Genomic DNA, 21,501 nt, shown 5'->3' with positions numbered 1-21,501 from the left:
ATAGGGTTTAATGGGGTGCAAAGTCAAGCAATGGTGTGTAAAGTTTTATTGCTTTATTTATAAATACATTAAAACTTCTATCAGTTTGGAAAAGGGGAATACATGCAACCAAAAGTATTTATTTCATATAGCTGGAGTTCTTCTGAGCATCAGATGAGAGTCAAAAGTTGGGCGGAACAGCTTATTTCAAATGGCGTTGATGTAATTTTAGATATTTATGATTTGAAGGAGGGGCATGATAAGTTTGCTTTTATGGAAAGAATGGTGACCGATAAAAGTGTGACTCATGTTCTTGTTATTTGCGATAAACGATATTCTGAAAAAGCTGATGGAAGAGAGGCTGGCGTAGGAACTGAGTCGCAAATAATTTCTAAAGAGGTTTATGATAAGGTTGATCAAGCTAAATTTATTCCGATAGTTGCGGAATTCTCTGATGATGGAAAGCCTTTTCTTCCTATTTTTCTGCAGTCAAGAATATGGATAGATTTCTCCTCGGTAGAAGCTGTGAATGATAATTGGGAAACTTTGGTAAGGGTTTTGTATGGAAAGCCATTACATGAAAAACCAAAAATTGGAACAGCGCCTCTATATATTACAAGTAATATTTCTACGCCTATAACTTCAGCATTTACAAAGTTTAATATGCTGAAAATTGCTGTTTTAGAGGATAAAAAAGGGTTGCCTTTATATAGGCAGGAATTTATTAAAGAGTGTGTTGATTACATAGATTTATTGCGAACAAGAGAAAGGCCAGATGTTGAAAACTTAGCAAAGAAGATTATTGAAGATTGTTCTAAGTTAAAGATTGCGAGAAATTATATTATTGATTGGGTTAGCCTTGAGAGCTCAGTTAGGCCCAGTGATCAGTTCAATGAGGCGTTAAGTGATTTTCTTGAGCAGTTGCTTTCTCTTAAAACAGCGCCTCCAGAGCTAAATTCATGGAGTGATGCGTGGTATGAATCTCACGCTTTATTTGTATATGAGACTTTTATTTATATAGTAGCTTCACTTTTAAAGTCGGGTGCACTTAAGATTTTGCATGATGTTTTAACGTCACATTATTTAATGCCAGAAAAATATAAAAACTCAGTAGACAGTTTTACAGATTTTAAAAGATTTCATGCCACCTCTGAGATTTTACAATCAGAACTAGCTCCTGAAGGTAGGCGATTGTATAGCCCTGCTGCTGAACTGATTAAAATTCAATCAGATCGCAGTGATTTACCTTTATCTTCTCTTATTGAGGCAGATCTTCTTATTTTTGTTATGGCTCTGATAAAGGATGATGGGTGGTGGTACCCTCAATTGCAATATTATGCTCAATACTCTCAAGATTACCCTTTTTTTATTAGAGCAATCCAACATAAGGGTTTTATGAAGTTGGCCCAAATTGTTGGTTTCTCTGATGCTGCATTATTGCGTGGTGCTGTGGAAAAAGGTTTGGTGAGACTTCGAGTAAGTGAATGGAGTGATTTCCGTTTTGTTCGTAGTTTTCAGGAGATGTTAAAGCTAGATAAGCTTGATACTATTAAGTAGCCTTAAAAAGCCGCCCCAGTTATCCATAGCGCAGCGCATGCGACGCAAGCGCTGTGGATAACTGGAAAGGGGCGGCGGGAATAGACCTGATCAGGTAAATCCTGAAAAGCAAAGGCCGTTGCGTTGGGCCAGCCAGGGGCGGCTATACGCAACGGCCTTTTGCTATCTGGATTATCAATGAAGCCAAAACCATAAGAAATTCAAATGTTTCTTTGCGCCCCATTGCAAGCCATTCAAATTTAGCCCCTTGCCCTGCAAAACCCTCAAATTGCATCATGCACTCACACCGCCCCCGTAGGTAATACGGGGGGAAAGATTAAACGGGCGTGTGTAAAGGGGAAAGCCAGCATTAATGCGGGTTTTACCGGAAATAATGTATGTACATGGTTCATACGCGTGTATGTACAGCGTAACGACAGGGGGTTTTTATGGAAAACGATATTACGTTAACAATTCGGCTCAACAGGGAATTGAAAGAGGAAGCTGAGCTTGCGTGCAAAAAAATGGAGTTCACACTCTCGGCATATATCCGAAAGTGCTTGAAGGATGCGGTGCGTACTTTTCATGTCACCTCGGTTCGTGAAAATGGATATGCCAAGGCCTTTATGGAGACTGAGGAAGCAAAACGAGCATATGACGTGATCGTGAATGCGGTGAAGCAATCTGAGGCTGTTAAGGAACAGTCAGCCCCAGTGAAACCCAAGTCCCCAGAACCAATGTCTTCAAGGAAAGGGGCTGGCGATGTGCTTTTTGATGAAAATGGGCATGTCGATCCCAGCACGATGGGCAGAAAGATGCGCAGGGAGTATCAGCGCGAATTGAAGCGGGGTACGTTTGATGAAAGGCCAGGTGAGAGGCAAAAGCCTGTCTTGGAGCGATTTAATCCTGAAGAGCGTTTACGGGAGTTGCTGGCAAAAGAAAAGCGTACGCACTTAACCAGAAGGGAGCGAGACCAGAAAAATGCTCTTATTACGGGTGGAGTGAGGTTGCCTGAATCTTGAGCCAAAACGTCAACTAGCTGTCGACAATAATGAAGCTCAATGGTATTGTCTGCCGTCCGTAAGTGGCTAAAACCCTTGCGTTGTATAGCTTTGGCCTTTTAAGGGACTGGTGAAATGACTCTTTTAATCCGTTTGTCGCAGGTTCGAGTCCCGCACGGCCCACCAGAAAAAACAAAGGGTTAGCTGAAAAGCTAACCCTTTTTTATTGCTGTTTTGTCCATAAAGTATCCAGGTTGCGCAATTGCGTAACTTTTTTCTTTTCCGTCACCTCTCTCAATTCTCGTAAGGCGGCATTATGCAGGCAGACCATCATTCTCAGGTTTCCAAACGCTGGCTGGTGTTGATTGTGCTGTGCTTGGGTGTGCTGATGATTGTGCTTGATACCACCATCGTCAATGTGGCGTTGCCATCCATCCGGGCTGATCTTGGCTTCAGTGAAACCTCGCTAGTATGGGTAGTGAATGCCTACATGCTGACTTTTGGCGGGTTTCTGCTGCTGAGTGGAAGGATGGGGGATTTTTTCGGGCGGCGGCGCTTGTTCCTGGTCGGGATTGCAGCGTTCACGGCAGCTTCATTGGTCTGCGGGCTGGCAACCACACAGCAGCAATTGGTGTGGGCGCGAGCCGCGCAGGGGCTGGGCGGTGCCGTGGTAACGGCGATGGCGTTGTCCTTGATCATGAATTTGTTCAGCGGGCAGGTTGAGCGCGCCAAGGCCATGGGGGTCTACGGATTCGTTTGTGCCGGGGGCGGTAGCTTGGGTGTGTTGCTGGGCGGTGTGCTTACGAGCTTATGGAGTTGGCACTGGATTTTCCTGGTGAATCTGCCTATCGGCGTGCTGGTGTATGGCCTGTGCATGCGGTTGTTGCCAGCTCATGATGCAGAGCTGCGACCTCAGAAACTGCATGTGAGCGGTGCAATCAGCATCACATCAGCCATGATGCTGACGGTATATGCCATCGTAAATGGCAACGAGGCCGGGTGGTTTTCTATCCAGACCATGGGATTGTTCGCGCTGGCAGGTCTGCTGATGATTGTGTTCATTGTATTGCAATTGCGGGTGGCGGTGCCGTTGATGCCGTTGACCTTGTTCCGCAAGCGCAATATGTCTGTTGCCAATGCTGTGGCGGTATTGTGGGCTGCTGCCCTGTTTGCCTGGTTTTTCATGGCGGCCCTCTATATGCAGTTTGTCTTGCAATATGACGCCTTACAGGTTGGCTTGGCATTTTTGCCTGCCAATGTGGTGATGGCGCTGTTTTCACTGGGAATATCGGCATGGCTGGTACTGCGTATCGGGGTGCGTCATACATTGATTGCAGGGCTGCTGCTTGCGGCGCTGGGTTTGGGCTGGTTTGCGCGTGCTCCGCTGGATGGCGGGTTTGTGGCGGATATCCTGCCGGCCATGGTGTTATTGGGCTTGGGCGGCGGCATGGTGTTCAACCCCTTGTTGCTGGCAGCAATGAATGATGTTGCGTCTGAAGATTCCGGCTTGGCGTCGGGCATGGTGAATACTGCCTTCATGATGGGTGGAGCCGTAGGGCTGGCAATATTTGCAAGCGTGGCAGGATTGGCAAGCCAACAGGTGCTGGCGCAAGGTGAGACTTTGGCTGCGGCATTGCTGACGGGTTATCGTCTGGCTTTTCTGCTTGGGGCCGCCACGGCCGGGATAGGGGCTGGCCTGGTCTGGCTATTGATGCGTGAGCCTGCTGCTGGACAACAAGCAGCAGCTGCCCAGATGCATTGATGGAAAATTTGGGTACCTCACTATCAGCTTAGTGAACGCACCATATAGCAGGCGGCCTGGCCGTAGCTTTTTAGTTTGACTGCCGAGGCGAGATGGTTGGCAGCCTGGAAATGCTGACGTTGCCAAAAATCAGTAGATTGGTTGACGGCAATCAGCGAGAGATTATCCAGGCCTTGCTGGGCGGCTTGCGAACATAGCTGTGTGAGGATGCTGTTTGCAGCATGCATGCCTCTTGCGGCTGGCAGCAAGGCGATATCATGCAAGTAATAGGTTGTGGCGCTGACAGGCAACGCATGCAGCAGGCTATTGAGTTCTGGCGGGGAGCCAAGTTGCGCAGGATGGCTGATCAGGTAGCCGTAGATATCGCTGCCGTGTTGCCGTATCCAGCAGCCTTGCGGGTAAAGTTGCTGGCGCTCGGCGAAAATTGCTGCATCCTCGGGATAATCAGGATGCACTTGCCCGGCAATCTGCACGACGGCGGGTAGGTCCTCGGCCTGCATCAGCCGCCATGAAGCGGGCGCACGCATACCGTGAAACCTGCTTTTACTCGGTCTCTTGCTGGTGCTTGCGGCGCTGGCGCACACTGACGGCCAGTGCATCGAGCAATGCGATGGAATCATCCCACCCAAGGCAGGCGTCGGTAATGGATTTTCCGTATTCAAGCTCGCAACCCGGGATAAGATCCTGCCTGCCTTCATTCAGGTGCGATTCGATCATTACGCCAATGATGCGGTCGTCGCCGGTGGCAATCTGGCTGCGGATATCGGCAATGACATCGATCTGGCGCCTGAATTGCTTGAGGCTGTTCGCATGAGAGCAATCGATCATGATTTTGGCAGCCAAGCCTGCCTTGGCCAACTCGCGTGAAGTGTCCTCCACGCTGGCTGCATCGTAGTTCGGAACTTTCCCACCACGCAGGATGACATGGCAATCCTCGTTGCCGCTGGTGGAGATAATGGCAGAGCGCCCTTCCTTGGTGACGGACAGGAAATGGTGCGGGCTGGCAGCTGCCTTGATGGCGTCCACGGCGATGCGGATATTGCCGTCCGTGCCGTTCTTGAACCCGACAGGGCAGGAAAGGCCAGAGGCCAACTCGCGATGAATCTGTGATTCGGTTGTGCGTGCGCCGATGGCGCCCCAACTCACCAGGTCGGCGGTATATTGCGGCGTGATGACGTCAAGGAACTCTGTGCCGGCGGGCATGCCCAGCGCGTTGACATCCAGCAGGAAGCGGCGTGCCTGCTCCAGGCCTTCGTTGATGCGGAAGCTGCCGTCGAGGAACGGGTCGTTGATCAAGCCTTTCCAACCTACGGTGGTGCGCGGCTTCTCGAAATAGACGCGCATGACGAGCAATAGCTCTTGCTCATAGCGCGGACGCATGGCGACGAGGCGGCGCGCGTAGTCCAGTCCGGCCTCATAATCGTGGATGGAGCACGGGCCCATGATGACCAGCAGCCTGTCGTCGGCGCTGTGCAGGATTTTATGAATCGCGCTGCGGGTAGCTACGATATTGTCGGTGATGGCGGTACTTGCAGGCAGTTTTTCAAGTAGCTCCGACGGTAATCTCAGCTCCTTGATTTCCTTGATGCGAACATCGTCAGTCGCAATTTTCTGGTATGGACTCATTCTTTTCTCGCCGCCCCCCGGAGGGTAACCGGATGTTGCGGCACGGATATTTTAAAAATTCCACCATTATAACTTATGCACCTATTCATGCCGGGGTTTGTGGCGGTGCTGATTTGGAGAATGTCAGCATGATAAAGGCTGTGGATGTCAGGATTATGGCGCAGTGTCATTGGCCTGGCATGCTAGGGTGCGGAAGCCGGGCTTGGCGCCATCGATCTTGTCAAAATAGCCATCGGCGGCCATCTGCACGCTGCCCTTGGGGCAGGGAAACATACCGGGAGCTGATTCTGGCAAGGAGACGTAGCTAGCGATGCGGCCATTGGCATCGCGGCTGGCAATCAGTTTGTAGAAAATACGGTGGTTGCCCTCCTCCGCGATTTCGGAAGCGGTCCAGCACATTTCACCGTAAAAGTATGCGTCTATCTTGTCGTTCTTATAATCGGCAAAGGCGACGCCGCCAATGATAGAACTACCTTGTTCTGGCTGGTAATTGCCATGATCTTTGCAGATGGCGAATGCAGTGGCGCCATGAAGCAATAAGGCGGCGAATAAGGCAGTAGAACATAGCTTCATGCTAATCTTTCTTTAAAATATCCTGATATTGATCAACTGGAAATTGTCTCATTATTCATGATGAAATGGTAAGGGTAAAAATGATCGGGGTGAACGCTTTTCGTTGGGATTGATCTTAATTGATCATCAATTAACAATATAGTGAATGCTATTGATATCTGTTTAATTGATATGGGGGGGGCAGTATTCACTGCGTTATATGACATTATATTGAATAGTGAAAATGTATTTGATTGAGTTGAAAGGAAGTGTTTTGAGGGTTTGGATAGTTATTCTGGTGGCAGTTTGCGGCATATGGCCATGGTTGGCGTCGGCGGACGAGATCAGGATGAAGAACGGCGATGTCATCACGGGCAAGATAGTGCGGAAATTCAATGAGAAAGTAGTGTTCAAGACTTCGTATGCAGGGGAGATTCAGGTGATCTGGTCCGAGATCGAGACCATCAGAACTGATGAACCGTTGGCTATCACCCTCAGTGACCGTACCAATCTCAGGACGCCGCTGGAAAGCTACGATATCGGCAAGGCCACCATTCAATTGGCGCCAGCACGCGTCAGGAAAAATGAGGATAAACAATACGAAGAGAAGGAAATTCCTTTGGAGGAATTGATGTACATCAACCCGACCCCGGAGCTTTCCGGAATAGGGGTGAGTTGGAAGGGGCGCATCAATCTGGGCGGCGCCGTGACGCAGGGGAACACCGATACCACTACCTTGCGTCTGGATGGGGAATCCATTGCGCGCACGCTCAAGCATCGTTTGACGGTGGCTGCCGTGGTCAACCGCGCGACCAGCGAAGGGGAAAACACCCAGTTCAACAACCGTTCCCTCATCAAGCTGGACCGTTTTGTCAGTAACAAGTGGTATGTGTATGTCAACAACACGCTGGAAAACGACCGGTTCCGGGATATCAGGTTGCGGACGACCACCGGGGCCGGTAGCGGTTATCAGGTATATGAAAGGCCAGACCTCAACCTGTTCGTCGAAGGCGGTTTGAACTATGTCACGGTCAATTACTACGATGTCGATAACGAAAGCTACCCTGGCGCGCGCTGGGCGGTGAAATACGACCAGCGTATTCTCGGTGGCAGCACGCAGTTCTTCCATGAGCATGAAATCCTGCTGGGACTGGATAATGCGAGCAATGCGCTGGCCTTTACCAAGACTGGCCTGCGTTTCCCTATCATTAATAACTTCAACGCTTCGGTCCAATATAACCTGGACTGGGCAGGCCAGCCTGCTGATGGGAGGAAAAGCACTGATAGCGCACTGATCTTCAACCTGGGATATGTCTGGAATTAAAGCCGATTGGGCGGTAGCAAATACAGGCAATACCCATCACAGGGCTGGTGCTGAAGGCAATGAATTCAGTACACTCTTAGCGTGACAAGAAAATATGGAATTTTATTCCGGATTACAAAAAATGCTGGCGTGATGATGAGATAGAATCATCAGCCATATAAGGGAGGCTGTTTGCTAAGGCTAATCATCCTGATTCTGCTGGTGAACTGTCATGTCTGGGCGGGAGCGCAACCAGTCGGATTGCTCCTGGAACCTGGCCAGGGTATGGTGTCTGCCACGCCTTTTCTGCAGTACCTCGAAGACCGTGACAATCAGTTGACTGTGGAGGGGTTGCCGCCACTGCAGGCAGGCGGACCATGGCGACTCATGTCGCAAAATCGCAATGGCATGAATCTTGGATATTCCAGTTCAAGCTATTGGCTTGCATTGCCGGTTTCTGTTGACAGCAAACATACTGACCGCTGGCTGCTTGAAGTGGCGTTTGCCTCTCTCGACCATGTGGAGGTTTATAGTCGTGATGCGAATGGACAATACCGCATGCAGCAATCCGGCGACCTCTATCCGTTTAGCCAGCGGCCTTATTCGCACCGCAACCTGGTATTCCCGCTGCAATTGGCCTCGGAAGAGGAGGTCATCTACATCAAGGTGCGCTCGGAAGGCACGCTGACCGTTCCTGTCAACCTGTGGCAGGTCGAGGCCTTGCACAAGCACGACCAGTACACCTATGCGCTGTTGACGCTTTATTATGGCGTCCTGCTGGCGTTGTTTTTCTACAATTTCCTGATTTACCTATCCACGCGTGAGACGGTTTTTCTGTTCTATGTGGCCTTTGTGGGCAGCATGGTGGTGGCGCAGACCTCGATGAACGGCCTGGGCAACCAGTTCTTCTGGCCATTATGGCCGGCATGGGGCAATATCGCCCTGCCGTGCGGCATGGCGGCGACGGGTTTTTTCGGCGTATTGTTCAGCCGCATCTTCCTCAACACGCGCCAAACTTTTCCACGGCTTGATCTGGTGATGCTGGCGTTTGCCGGTTTCTTCGTGTTCTGCCTGTGCGCGCCGTTTTTCTTCACCTACCGGTTTTCCGCGCTGGTGGTATCGATGGCAGGTGTTTCATTTTCATTGTTTGTCACCATCATGGCAGTTGGCTCTTTAATGCGCAAGAATCCGGGCGCATTGTATTTCCTGATGGCGTGGAGTGCAGTATTGGCTGGAGTCGCGATCCTGGGGTTGCGTAACTTTGGCTGGCTGCCGACCAATGCCTTTACCATCAATGCCATGCAGGTCGGCTCCGCGATTGAAATGCTGATGCTGCCGTTTGCACTGGCTAACCGGATTACTATTATGCGCAAGGAAAAGGAACAGGCGCAGCGCGATACCCTGAATGCCAAGCAAGAGCTGGTGGATGCCTTGATCAAGAGCGAGCGCGAGCTGGAAGAGCGCGTGGCATTGCGCACCAAGGAAATCGAGGCGGTGAATACGCAACTGCGCCACAAGGAGCGCGAGCTTCGCTACATGGCGCTGCATGATTCCCTGACCGGCCTGGCAAACCGCACCCTCATGACGGATAGCCTGAAGCGCGCCCTTGCCCGCGCCGGACGCGAGCATAGCCTGGTGGCTGTATTGTTGATCGACCTCGATGGGTTCAAGCAGATCAACGATACCTATGGCCATGCGGCGGGTGACCTGGTGTTGCAGGTAGTGGCGGCGAGGCTGCGCAAGGTGACGCGGGTGAATGACGTGACGGCCCGCCTGGGCGGCGATGAGTTTGTGGTGTTGCTGGAAGATATCCATGGTATAGAGGATGCCGTGCGCATTGCCGAGAAACTGGTGCAGGAGCTTGCGCGGCCAGTGGAGGGCGGGCTGCATATTTCAGCGAGCATCGGCATTGCGCTGAGCGACGGCCAGCAGATGACAGATGATGTGCTGATGAAGCTGGCAGACCAGGCCATGTATACAGCCAAGCTAGCAGGCCGCAACCGCTGGCATGTTGCTGAGCAGCAATGACATGTTATAAAAGTAGCAACTTTTACGAGGTGAGCCGGTCTTTGTGAACACGACATTTGCTGCAGAAACTGCGAGTACCAACCAATATCAATCAGGCAGCGTATGACTATGCTTAAAAAATATAAGAAACTCTTTATCTCATTATTGGTTCTGTTGCTCGGCGTTATCCTGTTTTTTGCTGGCGCCAACCAATACCACATGCAATGGTGGCCGTTTGGACAAGGCTATTTCGCCAGCGTGGATGTGGATGAAATCATGCCCGAACCCCGCCAAGTGAAGTTGACTTCTATCTTCGGCAGCGAAGAGCTGGAAGTGCGCGAGCTGCCGTTCAGCGACCAATATCCCACAGGCCCGTTCGAGATATTGGGGAAAAAGCAGTTCCTTTTCATTACCAAGTGTGGCGACATCTATTTCACTAGGATCAATGAATCCGGCGAACTGGAGATTGCCAGTCATGCCGGTCGTCTGGACAAGCCTGGCCTGGAGCAGCGTGAAGAACCCAAGGGCGAAGACTACGATGGCCTGGTGTATTGCAGGGAGCTCGCCGGGGTCAAGGATTCTTTGCTGGTGGACGATGTTCTGTACGTCGCCTATACCACCTGGGACCATGAAGCCAATGGCGCCAGGCTCGCTGTCTCGGCCTTCGATCTTGACCGCGAGAATGCCACGCTGACTTATCGTAAAGATATATTCCTGAGTTATCCAGCCATTAAGGAGCCTTTTCTTGGTCATCAGGTAGGCGGTAAGCTGGTGCTGGGGGCAGATGATCACACCATGTTCCTGAGCGTAGGCGATTTCTCCAAGCCGGATGGCGTACAGGATCCTGCCACCGCGCTGGGCAAGATGATCAGGATCAATCTCAATAATGCGACTGCCGAAGTCTATGCTTCCGGCTTGCGCTCACCTTCGGGCGGGTTGTATTTTGACCGCGACAGCAACGAATTGTGGGAAACCGAGCATGGCCCCAAGGGCGGAGATGAGATCAACCTGATCAAACACGGCAAGAACTACGGCTGGCCGGTAGTCAGTTACGGCACACTGTATGAGCGCGAGGGGATGGGGAACTATTATGGCAACAAATACAATTCCCACGAAAATTTCGAGAAGCCGGTATTCGTATTCAATCCTTCCATTGGCGTGGGCGCCATCGCAAAATATCCCAAAACCGGCAAGAATGAATATTGGGAAGAAGGCTTTTTTGTCGCAGGGATGGCTTCCAATAACCTGCTGTATATGCGTAAGGAAGGCGAGCGCCTGGTGTATGCCGAGCCGGTGTTGAGTGACTATCGCATCCGCGCGCTCAGGATCGACAAGAATGGTTTCTTCTTCATGAAAACGGATAACGACCAGTTTCTCTGGATGGAGAAGTAATCCATCCAGGCCAGGCTGTTGCCTGGCCTGGATGATGTATCTGCTTATCTGTTATCAAGATATATTTCTTTCTGCGCTATGGCAGTGGCCTCATCCTGATCTTCTGCTACTGCTCATCTGTCTCTTTCTATTCCCGATTTACCAAGTCATCTGTGTCATCGCTCTTGTGTAGGAGCGGTCTGACAGACATTAAAGCACTTCGCCGATGACGCGCGTTGTTTGTTTTTTCTAATCTGCCTACAGTCCATTCAGGGCTGGAATATAACAATCAATCAACATGATTAGGAGGCCGACATGGCAACGTTGCATACTGAAACAACAAGAAGGGTGGACTGGCTGGGATATTCCATTTCATGGCGGGCCATCCTGGCCGGACTTGCCGTGGCCATTGCAGTACAGCTGATCCTGAGCCTGGTAGGTACAGGCGTGGGCTTTAGCTTCGTGGAGCCGCTGGAAGCGGGAGGAACTCCTTCAGCCGAGGCATTGGGCATAGGTGCGACCTTGTGGTGGGTTGTAAGCTGGATACTTTCATTGACGGCAGGCACTATCGTGGCTGTATTGTCCAGCAATGAAATCACCCGTTGCCGCGGGGCGTTGCTTGGTATCGTCATTTGGGCGCTGGCGACAATTGCTGGGGCCTGCTTGTTTACCAATCTTGTCGGTGGCGTCTTCAAGACTACTGCTGCGACAGTGGGTGCTGCAAGTGGTGGGGCCGCTGCCGGAGGTGCGTTGCTTGCTTCAGGCTTGAGTCCGGAAGCTGGGAGCGATCTGAGGCTGGAAGTGGAAGCATTTTTCCGCGATATGGCGCCTGGACCAGATCAGCAGCAAAGCGGTGAGTCTCAGCGCAAACCTCGCCCTGGGATGTATTGGCATGCGCTCACCCGCTATCTGGTCAATACGGATGAGAATGGCCGCACTATCGATCGTGACCGTGCGGTGAGTGCCTTGGCAGAAGCTGCCGGAGTTTCCAGAGAGCAGGCTGATGCGGAAGTGCAAAAACTGGAAGACGCCTATGCCGCCAGCAAGGAAAAAGCCAAGCAAGCTGCTGACAAGGCGGCCGAAATGGCGGCCCAGTTCTCCCTCTGGGCGGCATTTGGTTTCCTCTTGAGCCTGATCGCCGCTGTCGTGGCAGGGACTTGCACTGCGCGTAGCGTCGTTCATACCACTGTCAGAGATCCTTATTAATCACCAGAAGGAGAGAAAAATGCCATATGTCATTGCATGGTTGTTAGGTGTGCCCATTACGGTGCTGCTATTGGTTTGGCTGATTTTCTAGAGCACTATTAGCCTTCGTTTCTGAAAAGCCTCTGTCTTTGGATAGAGGCTTTTTTATATGGCGTTGCCAGATAGATGGTGTTGTCAGAGGAATCTGACAGCAGGTTCAACGGCTGTCCTATGTGGCGACCAGATACTGGTGGTTATGATGATGCCATAGGATGGGGTTAACGCCTGAATGGCGAGCAAGAGAGAGTGAAACCGTCTGCCAATGAATTGATGATAAGGAGGACTGCATGCGAAAAATATGGCGAATGCCTACCTTGTGGTTGGTGATATATGTGCTGATGACAACGGGAAATATTGCCCATGCGGAAGGCAGTTGCGAGCAAGCTGCTCCAGCACAACACAATAAGGACTTTACGCTGATGATCAGCGCCAGTGCCAAAGGGGCGCTAGTATGGCAGGCGCACGATCTCGCCAAGACGGAGAAAATCATGAAGAGCGATCACGTTTCGCCCTATCAAAAGCCGATGCTGAGCGATAAAGGAATATGCCATCAGAAACCTGGTGGATGGAAAGGCACGGTCAGCATGTGACGGCCAGGTATTTCCGCTTCCGCATGAAGTATGCGTCAACAGTTTTATAGTGAATCTGCTAAAGGAGAAAAAGTGAGATTATCCATTTCAAAACTGTTTCTTGCTGTCCTGGCCCTGGTGCTTGCGTGGGTGGTATTTACACAGGTGCGTATGCTGGATGGCAAGGTGATCGACAGCGCGAAGAATGCTGCCCTGAAGCATATTGAATATCCTGAAACTGCACAGTTCGAGCATTTGCAAGAAGTGAAGCATGGCGAGGTAAGTTATGTGTGTGGCGAATACCGGATTCAGCCCGACAATGAGGAATATGGCGCGCTCCGGCCTTTTGTGGTTGAAGCGCGGGAAGGAGAGGATTTCATTTTTAGTGAAGCAGAAGCGGATGTTGCGCAGTACTGCAATTTGCCAGCCAGCCGATAACGATGACCGTATGGCCGAAGGCCAACAAAACAAAAAGCCTGCGATGTAAATTGCAGGCTTTTTGTTTTGTGCTATTTGAATCTAGCGCTAGATAGCTGGCGCAATCAACGGCCAGCATTCATCGGTGCCGGCAAACTCTTCCGGGGCCTGCGTGGTAATGACATAAATCCGGCGCTCGTCATGACGGGTAGCGATAATGCCTTTGATGACATGGCTGTCCGGGATATCGATCCAGTGAGCTTTGCGCTTGGCATCACGGCTCAAGAACTCATCTACAACCAGATCTACCGGCTCAGGCTTGAATTTGTCCCATTTGCCCTGGTCCAGCGATACCTGGCGCGCCCAGCCGCCAATGAAGAAACCATCTTCCTTTTCTTCCAGGTTGTTGCCCCAGCGCAACCAGCGGATATTGCCTGCGGCATCCTTGACTGGTAGTGCCGCGTGTGGATGCGGGAATTCAATGCGTTTTTCAACACCAATATGGTCAGTTACTTTTACGCCTCTGCACATAATTTTCTCCTCCATGCAATTGAAACCATGCTACACCCATCATATGAAGGAATAATGAATATGGGCCAGTCTTGCTTGTCTGATACCGAAGTAGGCATGGTCCGACAGAAGCATGTGCATATTCGGAAAACTCTGCGCCCAGCTGCATTATTCCTATAATCTTGAGCTCCAACCCTCCTTCATGAGTCGGTGTTGCCAAGGATATCTACAGATAGGTTCCATCATAAACCTTATATCCTGTTGGGAATAGCAAGGTGGGGATAATTCCATATTATGGAATTTTGTAATTTCAATATTTCCATATATAGAGATTAATGATTTTGGCATACTTACATATTTGGTAAATCAAGGAGTAAACAACATGCCTGTTTATAAGCGTATGGCAGGACTGGCAATCAGCATGGCAATGGGATGGATGTCCGGCATTGCGCATGCTGATGTGGCTGAGGTTCAGGCCAACCTGAGCCGCCTCAAGGTGCCTGCCGGGTTCAAGGTGGAAATCTATGCCGAGGTGCCGGGCGCGCGCCAGATGGCACTGGGCACCAATGGCACGGTTTATGTCGGCACGCGCGGCAATAAAGTCTATGCCGTGGTGGACAAGAACAAGGACTTCAAGGCTGACCAGGTGGTCACCATCCTGGACGATTTGTCTGTGGGTAATGGCGTCGCCATGATAGACGGCAACCTGTATGTGGCCGAGCAGAACCGCATCACGCGTTATGCCGCGCCTGATTTCGACCTGAGCCTGCCGTTCAAGGACATGCGCGAGGTGATTTACGACAAATTGCCGAACAAGGCGCACCACGGCTGGCGCTATATCGCCTATGGCCCGGACAAGAAGCTGTAGTCACGGTAGGCGCGCCGTGCAATATCTGCGACCCGCAAGGCGTGGAAGCCAGCATCCTGCGCATGGACTCGGACGGCAGGAATGTGGAAGTGTTTGCCAGGGGCGTGCGCAATTCGGTGGGCATGGATTTCCAACCGGGTACCGGCGTGCTGCACTTTACGGATAACGGTATGGATATGATGGGGGATGATATCCCGCCTGATGAACTGAACGCTGCACCCAAGGCCGGTCTGCATTTCGGTTTCCCATACGTTGGCGGGCGTGATGCGCGGCCTGCGGAATGGCAAAACAAGAAACCGCCCCAGGCGCTAACGCCGCCCGTGGTCGAGTTCCAGGCCCACAGCGCCAATCTCGGCTTCAAGTTCTATACCGGCAAGCAATTCCCCAGCGAGTACCATGGCAATGCCTTTGTCGCGCAGCATGGTTCCTGGAACCGCAGCCAGCCTATCGGCTACCAGCTCATGCGCGTGGTGTTTGATGAGCAGCACAAGCCCAAATCCACCGAGGTATTTATCGAGGGCTGGCTCAACGATGGCGCCGCCTGGGGGCGGCCAACCGACGTGTTGCAGCTCAATGATGGTTCGCTGTTGATCTCCGATGATTATAGCGACGTCATCTACCGCGTCAGTTACGGGCAAGCAACTGCCTCTGCCAGCCCCGCTCCTGCAAACAGCAAGATTACTGGACTGGCGATGCCGGAATCTGCCGTGGCGCATCCAGATGGCAGGATATTCATTTCCGAGATCGGGGAATTCGGCAAGAAGGGTGATGGCAAGATTACCGTCATCAACAAGGATGGCAGCCGCCAGACGTTGGCAGATGGACTGAATGATCCCAAAGGCCTGGACCTGTTCAACAACCAATTGTATGTCGCGGATGTGGACCAGGTTGTGAGAATCGGTCTGGATGGCAGCAAAACCGTGATTGCCAAGCCGGGTGATTTTCCACAGACGCCAGTGTTCCTCAATGACATCGAAATTGACGGCCTTGGCAATGTCTATGTGTCCGACAGCGGCGATGACAACGGTAAGCATGCTGCCGTGTACCAGATTTCCCCTGCAGGCAAGGTGCGCCAGTTGATCAACGATAAAGCTGGCATCAAGCGCCCGAATGGCCTGCTGTTGGATGGCCCCGGCAAGTTGTTGGTGGCGGATTTTGGTAGCGGAAAACTGTTCCAGTTGAACCATACTGGCAGCAAGCCAGTCGTGACCTTGCTCAATCAGGGATTCGGCGGTGCCGATGGCTTGGTGCGAGACAGCGATGGCCTGCTTTATGTGAGTGACTGGGCGGGCGGAAAAGTCTGGCAATTGGCCGAGCCACGCGCTACGCCGCAATTGATCAGCGAAGGGCACCAGTCTTCTGCCGATATCGCCTTGTCTGCGGATGGACGTTTTATCCTGATGCCGGACATGAAGGCTGGAGAAGTGGTATACCTGCCGGTCAGGTAAATATTCAATCAAGTGAATATTGCAGCGCAACAGCAAGCCGGGGTAACTCCCGGCTTTTTGTTTGGCGAGCGGGATATTCCTTCTGCCCTCTATCTCTAAAAATATACTGAGCCGGCTGGTTTATAATGTTTCTTATTTACATGATGATGAAAGCGAAACATGAGTGTCCAGCCAAGCGTGCTCATTGTTGACGACCACGAGAGTATCAGGGAGCCGCTGTCCGCCTACTTGCGCAAGTTTGATTTCGAGGTTGAGGCGGTAGCGGATGGAAAGGCAATGCGCCAACGGCTGGAAGAACGCGATTTCAGCCTGATCGTGCTTGATATCATGCTGCCGGGGGAAAATGGCCTTTCCCTGTGCCGTTATGTGCTGGAGCATCTGGGCATTCCCGTCATTCTCCTGACCGCCATGGCAGAGCAGGTGGACCGTGTCGCAGGGCTGGAAATTGGCGCGGATGATTATATCGTCAAGCCATTCGATCCACGCGAGCTGCTGGCCAGGGTGCGCAGCGTGTTGCGCCGCACAGCGCGAAGCAACGGGCAACAGGAAGGTAGCGAGCCTAAAGGCGGCGTGTCCTTTACCTTCAACGGTTGGGTATTCGATACTGGCACCCGCCAGTTCTACAATCCCGATAATGAAAACGTGCCACTCAGCACTGCGGAATACCATTTGTTACGCGCGTTTGTTGAAAATGCCAACCGCGTATTGAGCCGCAGCCAGTTGCTTGACTTGACCCAGCGTACAGACGCAATTGCATTCGATCGCAGCATAGATAGCCAGATCAGCCGCCTGCGGAAAAAGCTGGAATCCGACCCCCGTCGCCCCAAAATGCTGCTGACGGTGCGCGGAGATGGCTACATGCTGGCGGCCAAGGTCATGGTGATTGCATCTTGAGGTGGTGGCCTCGCAGCATCTCCGGGCAGTTGCTGGCGTTATGGCTGCTCGCCATGGTGGTGGCTCACCTGATTGCAGCGGTAACGTTGTCCTGGTGGAAAGCGGAGAATATGACGCTCCATCCCATGTCTGCGCGTACTATCGAGGCCAGGATATTTTCCACTTACCAGGCGGTTATTCATTCCAATGATGCGGATACGCTGCTTGCAGATATCAACCTGCCTGATTCCCGGTTCTATCTGGCAAGCGAAGTGTTGGAGAATCCACGCGGCATGGAAAAGCAGGAGCGTGACATCACTGAATCGCTGCACCAGATGCTCAATTTGCCTGCAGAGGTTCCCATTCAAGTGCGGCTGTCGCAGGTAGATTACAATCTGGATGGCATTGACCAGGATAACTGGCTGGAAAGGGCGTTCAGGGGTGTTCAGGCATGGTCGCTGCATGTCGATGTGCTTCTGCCGGACGGCAGATGGCTGCGCAGCGAGCATTGGCCCACCATACTACCTGCGCACTGGAGCAGGGTGCTGAGTTTCTCTATTCTCATCAGCATGATTCCCAGTGCCATTATCGCCATCTTGTTCGGGCGTCGAATCATGCGTCCGCTTCGCGAGCTTGCCGAGGCCTCACGCAGGCTCAGCCGGGGTGAATATGTGGAGTTGGCACGGCCATCGGGCCCGGAAGGCATCCGCGAGATCACTCATGCTTTCAATGACATGCAGAAAAGCCTGGGGAAATTTATTCAAGGCAGAACGCAGATGATTGCCGCGATTGGCCATGACTTGCGTACACCATTGACTTCGCTGCGCATCCAGGCCGAGTTCATCGAAGATGAGCAACTGCGCGACAGCATGGCGCGAACACTGGACGATATGGGCGTGATTGTGGAAGGTACCCTGCAATTCGCTCGTAATGAAGCGTTGCAAGAGCCGACGCAGGATGTGCCTCTCAATGCTTTGGTGAGTGAAGTGGTAGAAAGCCAACGCATACAAGGCAAGGATATCCGCTGGCATTCACAGGTCAGTGACAATATGTTCTATCGTTGCCGGCCAGTCCATCTCAAGCGCGCCATAGGTAATCTCGTCGGCAATGCTGCCTGTTACGGTAGCGTGGCGGTTGATGTCATGCGCTCGGAAGACGATAAATTTCTGCGTATCGAAGTAACGGATAATGGGCCGGGGATCGACCCTGGCCAATTTGAGCTGGTTTTTGAACCGTTTGTGCGGCTTGATGCGGCACGCCACCAGGATCAAGGCAGCATCGGGCTTGGGCTCTCCATCGCACGCTCATGCATCCGCGCCCATGGCGGGGAAATCAGCCTGCACAATCGTCACGAAGGCGGCTTGCGCGCGGTCATCGAATTACCGCTGTAAATCTATAATCCCAGGCTTGTCCTGCCACTCTATCTGCCAGATTGGATCCGGCAACTCATATATTGATAGCCGATAACAGCATTCCCACGATGCCAAGTTCCGGAATCATACCGAGATAAGAGCGTGCTAGAGAAAGCGGAGCGTCAACAGACGCTCCGGATCATTATCTTTTCCCGCTGTTTAATTGTGGCGAACTATTGCAATTTTTGCTCTTTTTTACACAAACAAACACAAATTGACAAACTATTACAATAATAAATAGGAATAATTCGCAATGCCAATTGTATTTGCAGTACGGGTGTTTTACGCGCGTGCTGCAAATTGCTTGCCAGACGTATCCAGGGACAGGGAGAGTGCTTGATTACTGGCTGGCGTTCATTTCCCATTTAAATAAAACAGGATGAAATCAATGTTCGAATCAAAGAGCCAACTGGCTGACTTTGCCGTCAAGCCTTTGACTATTGCCGTTGCATGTTTGTTTGCCAATACAGCTGCTGCAGAAGGCAACGAGCCGGTCAAGGATAGCAATACCTTGCCGGAGGTAAAGGTCTCTGCAGATAAAGAGGCAGAGACTGACGGCTACAAAGCTAATCGGGCTTCCTTGAGCAAATTCACCGCTCCTTTGCTGGATACTCCAAAAACAGTCACTGTCATTACCGACGCATTGATGCGTGATCAGGGTGCGACCACATTTGAGCAAGCGTTGCGTACCGTGCCGGGTATCACCTTCGGTGCTGGCGAAGGCGGCAACCCGGTAGGCGACCGTCCATTCATTCGCGGTATGGATTCGCAAAGCAGCTTGTTCATTGATGGCATGCGCGATATCGGCGCTCGCTCACGCGAGGTGTACAACATTGAATCCATCGAGGTCATCAAGGGCGCTGATTCCGCCTACGGAGGACGTGGCGGCGCTGGCGGCAGCATCAACATGCAGACCAAAAAGGCCAAGAGCGAAAATTTCATTAGCGGCGACCTTGGTATCGGTACTGATAACTACAAGCGCGGTACGCTCGATATCAACCGCATGCTTGATGATACTACCGGCTTCCGACTGAACTTGATGGCGCACGATGCCGATGTGCCTGGCCGTGACGGCCCGGACAATCAGCGCTGGGGCATTGCGCCAACCATTACCTTCGGTATGGGCACGCCAACCCAGCTTACGTTGGCTTATGAACACATGCAGACGGACGATATGCCTGACAGCGGTGTGCCGTATGCGAGAGGTAATAATGTCAATACGTTGACCTCACCTATATTCGTGCGACCCACTTACGGTGGCGATCGTGACAACTGGTATGGTTTGAAAGAGCGTGACTTCCGCAAGGAAAAGAGCGATATGTTGACTATCGACTTTGAGCACAAGTTCAGCGATACCAACAAGATTCGCAACGCCACGCGCTGGAGCAAGGGAGTTCAGGACTTTGTCTGGACACAGCCTGATGATAGTCAGAACAATGTCAGCAGCGGCAAGGTATGGCGCCGTATGAACTCGCGCTATGCCGAGAACGAGGCGCTACAGAACGTGACCGAATTCACTGGCCAAGCTTTTACCGGCGACGTCAAGCACCAATACGTGACTGGCCTGGAGCTGTCGTTTGAAGAGTCAGATGTTGACAGCTACAAAATGGTCGATGCCAATGGTGTGAATATTGCCAATAGCAATCAGTGCGTAGCAGGTTTTTCACCCTACATGTGTACCAGTCTGTATGACCCCAACAGTAGCGATCCATGGACGGGCCATATGGTGCGTAATCGCAGCTTCACACATTACAAGACAAATACCACCGCACTTTATGCATTCGACACCATTACGCTCAATGAGCAGTGGCTGATCAATGCTGGCTTGCGCTATGACCGTTACCGCACCCAGCAGTGGGATGCTACTACCTCCTTCAGTCGTGACGACAATCTGTTGAACTACCAACTGGGTGTGGTTTACAAGCTGCAACCTAATGCCAGTGTCTATGCAAGCATTGGTTCCTCATCCACGCCGGGTGGTGGCACCAACGGTCAAGGCAGCGAGAGCCAGACTATCTCTAATGGCGGACGCAGCCCAATCCTCAACGCTGATGCGTTGAAGCCGGAAAAGACCCGTTCCTACGAAATCGGCACCAAGTGGGACGTACTGGATAATCAATTGTCGCTGACAGCCGCGATCTTCCGTAACGACACTACCAATGCCCGTGTCCGCGACCCGAACACTTCGCTGGCTTCGATGGCGGGTGAAAAGGTGGTCAATGGCATTGAGTTCGGTTTTGCTGGTCGCCTGACTTCGCAGTGGGATGTATTTGGTGGCTATACCTATATGGATAGTGAGCAGAAGGATATTGGTAAAACCACGGCAGGTGTTGATAACGCAGGTACGGGCAAAGCCTTCCCCAATACGCCCAAGCACAGCGCCAGCCTGTGGACGAGCTACAAGGTCACGCCTGAGCTGACGGTGGGTGTGGGTGCTTCCGGGCAGAGCGATGTAATTGGCGGTTATTCATACGGCGTTAACAATGTGCTCATCCGCAAGGGTACGCCGGGCTATGTGCGCTACGATGCAATGGCCAGCTATATCCTGACCAAGAACACGACCTTGCAGTTGAATCTCTACAACCTGACGGACAAGATGTACTACAGTTCAGCCTATTCTGCCCACTACGCCAGCATGGGCGCGGGCCGTTCGGCAGTCGCATCGCTCAGGTTCGCGTTCTGATCTGATTAGATTCATTTCTTTGAGCCGAAAAAAAGCCTCGCAAATCTCGTATTTGCGAGGCTTTTTGTTTTTATGGTGATAGTGGCTTGGAGTTCTGAGTGCAGCAGGCGGGATTACCAAGTATATGCATGGGGAATGCTAAGGCTGGAAGGGCAGCCAGAGCTATATGAAATGGTATATAAACCAAGGTATTGGGAAAGGGGTGAGGTTTATCACCCAGGATATTCGATGGTTTATTCTTGCAAATATATTTTAGAGAGTATCAGGGCTGCTTAAAGCCTTCTACAGCACGGCGCAGGGTGTCGATGGGGCATTCGCCGAACAACTCGCGGTAATAGC

At 51.7% G+C, this 21,501-nt stretch carries 19 protein-coding genes; 14 read left to right on the top strand and 5 right to left on the bottom strand.

Going from position 1 to position 21,501, the window contains the following annotated elements:
• The first annotated feature begins 102 nt into the window (after nt 1-102).
• Complete coding sequence (locus tag V7Z75_RS11130) at nt 103-1,536, top strand: SEFIR domain-containing protein (protein ID WP_334108762.1); 1,434 nt, start codon at nt 103-105, stop codon at nt 1,534-1,536.
• 142 nt (nt 1,537-1,678) lie between these two features.
• Here V7Z75_RS11130 and V7Z75_RS11125 read toward each other — a convergent pair whose 3' ends face one another.
• Nucleotides 1,679-1,813, bottom strand: a complete 135-nt coding sequence (locus tag V7Z75_RS11125) for a hypothetical protein (RefSeq protein WP_334108761.1) — start codon at nt 1,811-1,813, stop codon at nt 1,679-1,681.
• Between the two features lie 151 nt (nt 1,814-1,964).
• Between V7Z75_RS11125 and V7Z75_RS11120 the strand changes: the two genes are divergently transcribed.
• Both V7Z75_RS11120 and V7Z75_RS11115 read left to right on the top strand, forming a co-directional pair.
• Nucleotides 1,965-2,537 (top strand): hypothetical protein, encoded by a 573-nt coding sequence (locus V7Z75_RS11120; RefSeq protein WP_334108760.1) that lies wholly within the window; start codon nt 1,965-1,967, stop codon nt 2,535-2,537.
• 295 nt (nt 2,538-2,832) lie between these two features.
• A complete protein-coding gene (locus tag V7Z75_RS11115) occupies nt 2,833-4,278 on the top strand; it encodes an MFS transporter (RefSeq protein WP_334108759.1) in 1,446 nt (481 codons plus the stop codon).
• Between the two features lie 23 nt (nt 4,279-4,301).
• On the opposite strand, the gene V7Z75_RS11110 is transcribed toward V7Z75_RS11115, so the two are convergent.
• From V7Z75_RS11110 to V7Z75_RS11100, 3 genes are all read right to left on the bottom strand, one after another.
• Complete coding sequence (locus tag V7Z75_RS11110; protein ID WP_334108758.1) at nt 4,302-4,805, bottom strand: GNAT family N-acetyltransferase; 504 nt, start codon at nt 4,803-4,805, stop codon at nt 4,302-4,304.
• Between the two features lie 16 nt (nt 4,806-4,821).
• The gene (gene aroG, locus V7Z75_RS11105) at nt 4,822-5,904 is read right to left on the bottom strand and encodes a 3-deoxy-7-phosphoheptulonate synthase AroG (RefSeq protein ID WP_334108757.1); all 1,083 of its coding nucleotides are present in this window, start codon (nt 5,902-5,904) and stop codon (nt 4,822-4,824) included.
• Nucleotides 5,905-6,057: 153 nt separating this feature from the next.
• Entirely contained in the window at nt 6,058-6,477 is a 420-nt protein-coding gene (locus V7Z75_RS11100; protein ID WP_334108756.1) for a hypothetical protein, read from the bottom strand.
• 328 nt (nt 6,478-6,805) lie between these two features.
• Between V7Z75_RS11100 and V7Z75_RS11095 the strand changes: the two genes are divergently transcribed.
• The 6 genes from V7Z75_RS11095 (at nt 6,806) to V7Z75_RS11070 (ending at nt 13,389) form a co-directional block, all read left to right on the top strand.
• A complete protein-coding gene (locus V7Z75_RS11095) occupies nt 6,806-7,780 on the top strand; it encodes a DUF481 domain-containing protein (RefSeq protein WP_334108755.1) in 975 nt (324 codons plus the stop codon).
• 171 nt (nt 7,781-7,951) lie between these two features.
• Nucleotides 7,952-9,787, top strand: a complete 1,836-nt coding sequence (locus V7Z75_RS11090) for a diguanylate cyclase (protein WP_334108754.1) — start codon at nt 7,952-7,954, stop codon at nt 9,785-9,787.
• A 108-nt stretch (nt 9,788-9,895) separates the two neighbouring features.
• Nucleotides 9,896-11,158, top strand: coding sequence for a PQQ-dependent sugar dehydrogenase (locus tag V7Z75_RS11085; protein ID WP_334108753.1), 1,263 nt, complete (start codon nt 9,896-9,898; stop codon nt 11,156-11,158).
• 294 nt (nt 11,159-11,452) lie between these two features.
• Complete coding sequence (locus V7Z75_RS11080) at nt 11,453-12,343, top strand: hypothetical protein (RefSeq protein ID WP_334108752.1); 891 nt, start codon at nt 11,453-11,455, stop codon at nt 12,341-12,343.
• A 326-nt stretch (nt 12,344-12,669) separates the two neighbouring features.
• Nucleotides 12,670-12,972, top strand: coding sequence for a hypothetical protein (locus V7Z75_RS11075; protein WP_334108751.1), 303 nt, complete (start codon nt 12,670-12,672; stop codon nt 12,970-12,972).
• A 30-nt stretch (nt 12,973-13,002) separates the two neighbouring features.
• The gene (locus V7Z75_RS11070) at nt 13,003-13,389 is read left to right on the top strand and encodes a hypothetical protein (protein WP_334108750.1); all 387 of its coding nucleotides are present in this window, start codon (nt 13,003-13,005) and stop codon (nt 13,387-13,389) included.
• 87 nt (nt 13,390-13,476) lie between these two features.
• Here the strand turns inward: V7Z75_RS11070 and V7Z75_RS11065 are convergent, their stop codons facing one another.
• Nucleotides 13,477-13,899: a hypothetical protein gene (locus V7Z75_RS11065; protein WP_334108749.1), complete on the bottom strand. Its 423-nt coding sequence runs from the start codon at nt 13,897-13,899 to the stop codon at nt 13,477-13,479.
• A gap of 361 nt (nt 13,900-14,260) precedes the next feature.
• Here V7Z75_RS11065 and V7Z75_RS11060 point away from each other — a divergent pair, with 361 nt between their 5' ends.
• From V7Z75_RS11060 to V7Z75_RS11040, 5 genes are all read left to right on the top strand, one after another.
• A complete protein-coding gene (locus tag V7Z75_RS11060) occupies nt 14,261-14,746 on the top strand; it encodes a hypothetical protein (RefSeq protein WP_334108748.1) in 486 nt (161 codons plus the stop codon).
• Nucleotides 14,747-14,787: 41 nt separating this feature from the next.
• Entirely contained in the window at nt 14,788-16,194 is a 1,407-nt protein-coding gene (locus V7Z75_RS11055) for an SMP-30/gluconolactonase/LRE family protein (protein WP_334108747.1), read from the top strand.
• Nucleotides 16,195-16,353: 159 nt separating this feature from the next.
• The gene (locus V7Z75_RS11050) at nt 16,354-17,088 is read left to right on the top strand and encodes a response regulator transcription factor (RefSeq protein WP_334108746.1); all 735 of its coding nucleotides are present in this window, start codon (nt 16,354-16,356) and stop codon (nt 17,086-17,088) included.
• Entirely contained in the window at nt 17,085-18,458 is a 1,374-nt protein-coding gene (locus V7Z75_RS11045; protein ID WP_334108745.1) for an ATP-binding protein, read from the top strand. Before V7Z75_RS11050 ends, V7Z75_RS11045 begins: the two co-directional genes overlap by 4 nt.
• Before the next feature lie 409 nt (nt 18,459-18,867).
• Nucleotides 18,868-21,162: a TonB-dependent receptor gene (locus V7Z75_RS11040; RefSeq protein ID WP_334108744.1), complete on the top strand. Its 2,295-nt coding sequence runs from the start codon at nt 18,868-18,870 to the stop codon at nt 21,160-21,162.
• The last annotated feature ends 339 nt before the right edge of the window (nt 21,163-21,501 follow it).

The organism is Methylobacillus sp. (assembly GCF_036844465.1).
GTDB lineage: Bacteria > Pseudomonadota > Gammaproteobacteria > Burkholderiales > Methylophilaceae > Methylobacillus.
Note: the sequence above shows the minus strand (reverse complement) of the source record. Positions and strands in the feature narration are given on the sequence as shown.

What these genes read in the sequence shown, in the direction of transcription:
- V7Z75_RS11130 (WP_334108762.1), top strand. Translation starts at nt 103, where the DNA reads ATGCAACCAAAAGTATTTATTTCATATAGCTGGAGTTCTTCTGAGCAT.
- V7Z75_RS11125 (WP_334108761.1), bottom strand. Translation starts at nt 1,813, where the DNA reads ATGATGCAATTTGAGGGTTTTGCAGGGCAAGGGGCTAAATTTGAATGG.
- V7Z75_RS11120 (WP_334108760.1), top strand. Translation starts at nt 1,965, where the DNA reads ATGGAAAACGATATTACGTTAACAATTCGGCTCAACAGGGAATTGAAA.
- V7Z75_RS11115 (WP_334108759.1), top strand. Translation starts at nt 2,833, where the DNA reads ATGCAGGCAGACCATCATTCTCAGGTTTCCAAACGCTGGCTGGTGTTG.
- V7Z75_RS11110 (WP_334108758.1), bottom strand. Translation starts at nt 4,805, where the DNA reads ATGCGTGCGCCCGCTTCATGGCGGCTGATGCAGGCCGAGGACCTACCC.
- aroG (WP_334108757.1), bottom strand. Translation starts at nt 5,904, where the DNA reads ATGAGTCCATACCAGAAAATTGCGACTGACGATGTTCGCATCAAGGAA.
- V7Z75_RS11100 (WP_334108756.1), bottom strand. Translation starts at nt 6,477, where the DNA reads ATGAAGCTATGTTCTACTGCCTTATTCGCCGCCTTATTGCTTCATGGC.
- V7Z75_RS11095 (WP_334108755.1), top strand. Translation starts at nt 6,806, where the DNA reads ATGAAGAACGGCGATGTCATCACGGGCAAGATAGTGCGGAAATTCAAT.
- V7Z75_RS11085 (WP_334108753.1), top strand. Translation starts at nt 9,896, where the DNA reads ATGCTTAAAAAATATAAGAAACTCTTTATCTCATTATTGGTTCTGTTG.
- V7Z75_RS11080 (WP_334108752.1), top strand. Translation starts at nt 11,453, where the DNA reads ATGGCAACGTTGCATACTGAAACAACAAGAAGGGTGGACTGGCTGGGA.
- V7Z75_RS11075 (WP_334108751.1), top strand. Translation starts at nt 12,670, where the DNA reads ATGCGAAAAATATGGCGAATGCCTACCTTGTGGTTGGTGATATATGTG.
- V7Z75_RS11070 (WP_334108750.1), top strand. Translation starts at nt 13,003, where the DNA reads ATGCGTCAACAGTTTTATAGTGAATCTGCTAAAGGAGAAAAAGTGAGA.
- V7Z75_RS11065 (WP_334108749.1), bottom strand. Translation starts at nt 13,899, where the DNA reads ATGTGCAGAGGCGTAAAAGTAACTGACCATATTGGTGTTGAAAAACGC.
- V7Z75_RS11060 (WP_334108748.1), top strand. Translation starts at nt 14,261, where the DNA reads ATGCCTGTTTATAAGCGTATGGCAGGACTGGCAATCAGCATGGCAATG.
- V7Z75_RS11050 (WP_334108746.1), top strand. Translation starts at nt 16,354, where the DNA reads ATGAGTGTCCAGCCAAGCGTGCTCATTGTTGACGACCACGAGAGTATC.
- V7Z75_RS11040 (WP_334108744.1), top strand. Translation starts at nt 18,868, where the DNA reads ATGTTCGAATCAAAGAGCCAACTGGCTGACTTTGCCGTCAAGCCTTTG.